This window comes from Vulcanisaeta sp. EB80, from assembly GCF_002078205.2.
The window spans coordinates 1-2,714 of the sequence record NZ_LCWN02000125.1 but is presented as its reverse complement, the minus strand read 5'-3'; the positions used below and the strand labels follow the sequence as shown (position 1 = coordinate 2,714).

Annotated in this window: 3 protein-coding genes and 2 pseudogenes; 2 read left to right on the top strand and 3 right to left on the bottom strand. The window is 45.8% G+C overall.

Annotation, left to right across the window (positions count from 1 at the left end):
* Together B7L70_RS12335 and B7L70_RS12330 are read left to right on the top strand one after the other, a co-directional pair.
* Positions 1 to 355, top strand: a pseudogene (locus tag B7L70_RS12335) (hypothetical protein); the annotation flags it as partial.
* A gap of 4 nt (positions 356 to 359) precedes the next feature.
* Entirely contained in the window at positions 360 to 1,226 is an 867-nt protein-coding gene (locus B7L70_RS12330; RefSeq protein WP_081228435.1) for an ARMT1-like domain-containing protein, read from the top strand.
* Here B7L70_RS12330 and B7L70_RS13640 read toward each other — a convergent pair.
* The 3 genes and pseudogenes from B7L70_RS13640 to B7L70_RS13635 all read right to left on the bottom strand — a co-directional run.
* Positions 1,189 to 1,335 (bottom strand): hypothetical protein, encoded by a 147-nt coding sequence (locus B7L70_RS13640; protein WP_162009182.1) that lies wholly within the window; start codon positions 1,333 to 1,335, stop codon positions 1,189 to 1,191. The genes B7L70_RS12330 and B7L70_RS13640 overlap by 38 nt on opposite strands.
* Before the next feature lie 166 nt (positions 1,336 to 1,501).
* Positions 1,502 to 1,735: pseudogene (locus B7L70_RS12325) on the bottom strand (helix-turn-helix domain-containing protein); the annotation flags it as partial.
* A gap of 434 nt (positions 1,736 to 2,169) precedes the next feature.
* Positions 2,170 to 2,714: hypothetical protein (locus tag B7L70_RS13635; RefSeq protein ID WP_162009181.1), on the bottom strand; the 545-nt coding region annotated here is incomplete at its 5' end.

Sequence of the window (2,714 nt, the reverse complement as noted above, 5' to 3'; positions counted from 1 at the left end):
TAAGGGTGGGGGTGGTGAGGAGGAGCGTGGTGACTTGGCTGTGGTTTTCACGGTATCCGCGATAGAGGCCTTTGAGGCTGCGCTCGTCCTGATCGCCCTGATACCCAGGAGTTATGCCTCGGCGTTGGTTGGTACGTTGATAGCCTCCGCAATAGTTATTGTCCTCACCGCATTGATTAAGGACCAAATAGCAAGGATCAGGCTGCCCCATCTCAAGTATGTCCTTTCATCACTGCTCTTCAGCTTGGGAACGCTATGGGCAATGGAGGCCGTAGGCCTTGACGTGACTGACCTGGTCTTGATACCCCTCTTCCTAGCCTACCTAGGCATTAACTACCTGTTGATTAAGGTGTGATGCGATGTGGTACATAGACGCGCCAGAGTGCTTGCTATGCCTTCTCGAGTCAAGGTATGCGGAATTAAAGAAATTGAATGTTAAGGACCCATCAATGTACGTGGAACTCGGTAGGTACGTGATGGAGAACGCAGGTAGGGGCAGGGTGGCGGTATTCATAGAATCCCACGTATGGCTTAGGCGCAGGCTCGGGATTAATGACTTACACCATGGCGAGAAAGCATCCCTAGAGTCCCTCGTCAAGGACGCAATAGGTAATCTACTCAGTAATTTAGGTGATGATGTGGTAAGGTACGTGGAATTAGCGGCAGCGGCAAATTCCGTGGACATACCCATGAGGGGCTACAGGTTCAGTACGGAGGACCTATTGGCTAGGCTCAATGACGAGGTCCGCTGGTTGGGGATCACGAGGGGTGGCTTACGTGAGGTCATTGCCAGGGCTGGCTCGATAGGGTATGTCGTGGATAATGCTGGTGAGTTTCAATTCGATAAGGCACTCATCAAGAGACTTGCTGAGTTGGGTAGGGAGGTAGTTGTTTATGCTAGGTCTGAGCCGTACGAGGTTGACGTTACAGAGGAGTACGTCATTGATGAACTACATGACCTTAACAATGTGAAGGTTGTGGGAAGTGGCAATGCGTACTCGGCATTGGTGAAAAGGGATTTATGGCCGTCATTGGGGTCTCATGACCTATTGATAATAAAGGGTCTGGATAACTTCGAGACGTACCTAGAGCTAAGGCCTGGGTTGGGCAATGCATTGTTTTTACTCAGGGCTAAGTGTCCATTGATAGCTAGGCTACTCGGTGTACCAACTAACAGCCCTGTTGTGGCTAGCCGAGGCTATGTGGATAAAATACGTATTCAATAACAGGCATTAGTATCGCAAGGTTAAGTTCGAGATCAACCTCAACCCGCCTATCACCAAATCTCATATCGCTCGGCACAAGGGCTTGGTAACTAACAGACCTAAGGCCCATGTATGGTGAAAGACCAAAGTATACGTGGGTAATAATGCGAAAAACAGCTCTTCTATGCCCATCATCAATTAATCACTGAAGTACGTAGGTTCTCGCCCAGAACTGGTTCTTAGTGAGAACCTGTATAAACTAATCAGCGTAATTCATGATTAAAATTAGCGATGCATTATCGCTGATTTATTACTTCCCTCGATGCCATTAGCATTCCCTTCCTGTTTGGTGTGTCTCTTGGTAGTACGTATTCGTCATTTACCTTCTCTATGAAGCCCATGTTAACTAACCTATTTAATATTTCGTAGACCCTCGGCTCAGGGACTTCACCAATCAACTCGTTAACCACCTTGGTAACCTCGCCCAACGTACCCCTACCGCCCAACCTATCTAGCGCGATGATCACTGTAGAATACCTCCCTGGTGATTGTGAATTTAATTAGGAAGCCTTTGAACTAGTTATTGAGTCAACGTCCTGGTCCCTAAATCTCCCTAACCTAGTCTCAATCTTCACAGCATTGAGTTCAAGGAATGTCTCCTTATCCACACTTAGCACGTTAGAGATGAATCTAATTACCCTACCACCCAGCGTATATCTCTTAATGGCTTCATTAACTCCCTCTAGGAATATCCTTAATGAAGCCGGGCCTTGAATATCCCTTTCTCCTTGGGTCGCCTTTTATCCTACTTAGGTTTAATGTCAAATAACATTACGCCCCCGTAATTATTACGCCCACGTAATGTTAAAACCTTACTCATTCTTACAAGTATCTATGGGCAATGATAGTAATGATACACCCCGGATCTGATAAAACCATTTGCTATATGGATCATAAATAAGTCTTAAACCACCCCCTTACTCACTAAACCAACCCTATCAACATGAGTCATGATTATGAATAATGGCGTTGGAGTAAGCATCACCACTGATGCGATAATAAGTGCGTTACCGAGTGATTGCAATGCCATGATTGGGTTGATGATACTACTCACACCAATAATTGATAATGATGCTATAATTGTAATCATGAGGATCACAAGGCTTGGCAACGCAACCACCGTAAAGGCTAAATTCCGTGTCGATCCAATGCCCGTTGAAATCCTAAAGTACTTAGGTTTCGTAAGACCCACGAACACGCTTAAGCCTGTTGTGAAGAGACCTGTGGATAGCGGTACAAGTATTATGTCAATAATTAATACGTATGGCAACGAAACATGAGTTACAATGAACATAGCCATTACCAATACCTCAGCAATTACGAAAAACACGGCAAATGCTGAAAAGCCAACAATGAATAAGGCTCTGATCAACTCCCCATCCGAGACGCCATTGCCAAAGAGAATCTCGAAGACCCCATTCTGCATATCGGCCTGTATCGTTCCAAGGA